Origin of the sequence: Desulfovibrio inopinatus DSM 10711 (assembly GCF_000429305.1) — a bacterium.
Lineage (GTDB): Bacteria > Desulfobacterota > Desulfovibrionia > Desulfovibrionales > Desulfovibrionaceae > Alteridesulfovibrio > Alteridesulfovibrio inopinatus.
In genome coordinates, this window is sequence record NZ_AUBP01000052.1 from 1 (window position 1) to 3,636 (window position 3,636).

The window sequence follows — 3,636 nt, forward strand, 5'->3', positions numbered from 1 at the left end:
CTCCCCCTGGACCCCCTCACCCCTCCTCATCTCTCCCCTTCCTTAAACCTTTTTGTATGGGGAGGATTTCAAGATAACTATGAGGGGTGTCGAAGCGACTTGGCCTTGTTGATAATGGGATGATCGGAGGTGGACCGAGCGTACGGCAAAAAGCAGCACTGTCACGCCCCGTGAAACGTTTTTAAAGTTTTTCTGCACACACTCTTTTCTCTTTTTCCCTCTTCATGCCTATAGGGAGGATTCCTCATGCCGCTTACGGGCCGTTATCTTTTTCCGGCATTACCGGATAAATTGTCGGGACTTTTGGAATTGGCATTGGACCTGCGTTGGTCGTGGAGTCCGGATGCCGATGCTATTTGGCAGGACTTGGATCCGCAAACCTGGAAATTGACGCGTAACCCGTGGTTGATTTTGCAGACCATGTCGACCAAAGAATTGGAGAGTTTGGCCGGGGATGCAAAATTTCGGAAAACTCTTGAAAAGACTCTCAAAACGAGACGATCCGAACTCAAAGCCAAAGGATGGTTCCAGAAAAATTTCTCCAAGGCCAAGTGGTCGGTGGGGTACTTCAGCATGGAATTCGGCCTGAGTGAAGCCTTACCCATTTATTCGGGTGGACTTGGTATGTTGGCTGGAGATCATCTGAAAACATGCAGTGACTTGGGCGTTCCTTTGGTCGGAGTCGGGTTGTTGTACCGACAGGGGTATTTTCGTCAGTTGATCGATGCCGATGGCAATCAAATGGCGTCTTATCCCGTCAATGACCCCAGTCATTTGCCCGTCGTGCCGTTACGCGACAAAAACGGCAAGTGGATCAGTGTCGAAGTCAATTTTCCGGGGCATCCCATCAAACTCAATGTTTGGCAGGCCCAAGTCGGACGCGTCACGCTCTATTTACTTGACTCCAATGACCCCACAAATTTTCCAACGGATCGCGGGATTACCAGCGAATTGTATGGAGGTGGCAGCCAAATGCGCCTTCAGCAGGAACTGGTCCTTGGTATCGGTGGCTGGCGTCTGCTTTGTCAGCTCGGAACCCCGCCCGCGGTATGTCATTTGAACGAAGGACACGCTGCGTTTGCCGTTCTGGAACGCGCCCGGCAGTACATGGAAAAATCCAAATGCGATTTTTGGCAGGCTTTGGCCGCAACGCGTGGCGGGAATCTCTTCACGACACACACACCGGTTGCGGCGGGATTCGATCGTTTTGATCGTGGTCTCGTGGCGCGGTATGTGGAGCGGTATGCACGAGAACGTTTGGGCATCACCCTGGACGATATTATGAATCTGGGGAGAGAAAAGGCGGGCGATGAAAACGAACCGCTCAACATGGCGTACCTTGCCATTCATGGAGCAAGCGGCGTTAACGGGGTGAGCGCCCTCCATGGAAAGGTCAGCCGATATTTATTTGCCTCGTTATTCCCTCGCTGGCCGACACCCGAAATTCCGGTGACATCCATTACCAACGGGGTCAACGTCCCGGCCTGGGAATCGTCAGATGCGGAAAGCCTGTGGGATGATGTCTGCGGCCAAGATCGCTGGCTTGGTGATATGGACCGTATAGAGAGCGACCTTGATGCCGTTGAGGACGGCCGCTTGTGGGCATTTCGTAAACAAGGACGGGTTCGTCTCGTCAACGATATCAGAGAACGTCATAGCCATCAGCTCGAAATGAACGGCGATACCGCTGAAGCCATTGATGCGGCGCGATCGATGTTTGATGAAAACATACTGACATTGGGATTTGCTCGTCGGTTTGCAACGTATAAGCGTCCCAATCTCTTGTTGACCGATCCCGATCGACTGGCGCGAATTTTGACGAATCCTGATCGGCCCGTGCAAATTGTTGTTGCGGGGAAAGCGCATCCGGCCGATGCCCCGGGACAGGCGATGGTGAAACAGTGGGTGGAATTTGCCAAACGTCCCGATGTTGCCGGACATTGCGTCTTTTTAGCCGACTATGACATGTCCATGGCCGAACATCTTGTTTCCGGCGTCGACGTCTGGATCAATACGCCGCGTCGTCCCTGGGAGGCCAGCGGCACAAGCGGTATGAAGGTGTTAGTAAACGGCGGTCTCAATTGTTCGGAACTCGACGGCTGGTGGGCCGAAGCCTATACGTCGGAAGTCGGGTGGGCATTGGGTGATGGCCAGGAGCATGGTGAGGATTCAGGCTACGATGTGGCTGAAGCCGAGCAATTGTATGCATTGTTGGAAAACGACATTGTTCCGCTGTATTATGATCAGGATGAAAACGGCATTGCGCACGGCTGGGTTGCCAAAATGCGCGCCTCCATGGCACGGCTCACCCCGGCCTTTTCGACCAATCGCATGGTGCGGGATTATGTCAACGAACTCTACGCGCCGGCCGCGCTTCGATTTTCTGAACGATCAGCCAAAAAAGGCGCTCCAGCGGCCAAATTGCTTGAGGCCATAAATCGTATCAACACAGGATTCGATCAACTGCGTTTTGGTCGTCTCGAAACGCGTGAAGAAGACGGAAATGTGGTGTTCACCCTGCCGGTCTTTCTTGGCAATCTTGAGGCGGGAGATGTGACCGTTCAGCTTTATGCGGACAATCCCGACCAAACTCCGGATATTCATCCTATGGAGCGCGATGATGAGCTTCCTGGGGCTGGTAATGGTCATGTTTACACGATAACAATCTCCACGAATCGTCTCGCGCAAGATTACACGCCACGGATCGTCCCGACGCCCGAAGGGCTCGTCGTTCCATTGGAACTCAATCATATCCTGTGGTACGCGTAAATTCGGCACTCGAACACTCAATGCACAAGGAGCCATCAATGCAATATTGGATGTCGGCCAACTGGAAAATGCACAAGACTATTGCCGATGCCAAAGCCCTGGCTCAAGGGCTCAAAGATCAGGTGAACGCTAATTTGCCTGATGATCGCATCGTCCCATTGTTCGTTCCGTTCACCGCGCTTACCGCCGTGAAAGAGATTCTGGCCGACGCCCCTGGGTTTCGTGTCGGCGCACAGAATTTTTATCCCGAAGAACAAGGTGCCTTCACGGGTGAGATTTCACCTATGATGCTCAAAGATATTGGCATCGAATGGGCGCTGACCGGACACTCTGAACGCCGTCATATTTTCGGAGAAACCGATGACCTCATCGGCAAGAAAACGTCCTACGGTTTAAATCAGGGTCTGACCATTGTCTTCTGCATCGGTGAACTCATCGAAGAACGCAAAGCCGGCCGCGTGGAAGAAGTATTGACCAAACAGCTCGAAATCGGTCTGGCCGATGTTCCCGCCGACAAACTGCCCAATCTCGGTGTCGCCTACGAACCGGTCTGGGCCATTGGTACGGGCGAAGTCGCCGGCCCCACGGAAATCGAACACGCCCACGCCCTGACCCGGTGCTGGCTGGGGAAAAAATACGGTGAAGCCGGAAATGCCGTCCCCATCCTCTACGGCGGCTCCGTCAAACCCGAAACCACCGCCTCCATCATCGCCATCGAAAACGTCAACGGCGTCCTCGTCGGCGGCGCAAGCCTGAAAGCAGACAGCTTTAGTAAGATTGTCTTGGCGTAGAAGATAGAAGAGAAGAATCTGGGGGGAGGGGAAGCGGGAAGAAACCCCTTTTGAGGAAAGCGGTTTCTTCCCGCTT

General features: G+C 53.4%; 2 protein-coding genes. Both read left to right on the top strand.

Annotation, left to right across the window (positions count from 1 at the left end):
• Positions 1-246: 246 nt before the first annotated feature.
• Positions 247-2,769: an alpha-glucan family phosphorylase gene (gene glgP, locus G451_RS0120100; protein ID WP_027185655.1), complete on the top strand. Its 2,523-nt coding sequence runs from the start codon at positions 247-249 to the stop codon at positions 2,767-2,769.
• Between the two features lie 38 nt (positions 2,770-2,807).
• Positions 2,808-3,560, top strand: coding sequence for a triose-phosphate isomerase (gene tpiA, locus G451_RS0120105; RefSeq protein WP_027185656.1), 753 nt, complete (start codon positions 2,808-2,810; stop codon positions 3,558-3,560).
• Positions 3,561-3,636: the final 76 nt, after the last annotated feature.

Excerpts from the sequence above, each read along its gene's own strand:
- tpiA (WP_027185656.1), top strand. The coding sequence starts at position 2,808 with ATGCAATATTGGATGTCGGCCAACTGGAAAATGCACAAGACTATTGCC.
- glgP (WP_027185655.1), top strand. The coding sequence starts at position 247 with ATGCCGCTTACGGGCCGTTATCTTTTTCCGGCATTACCGGATAAATTG.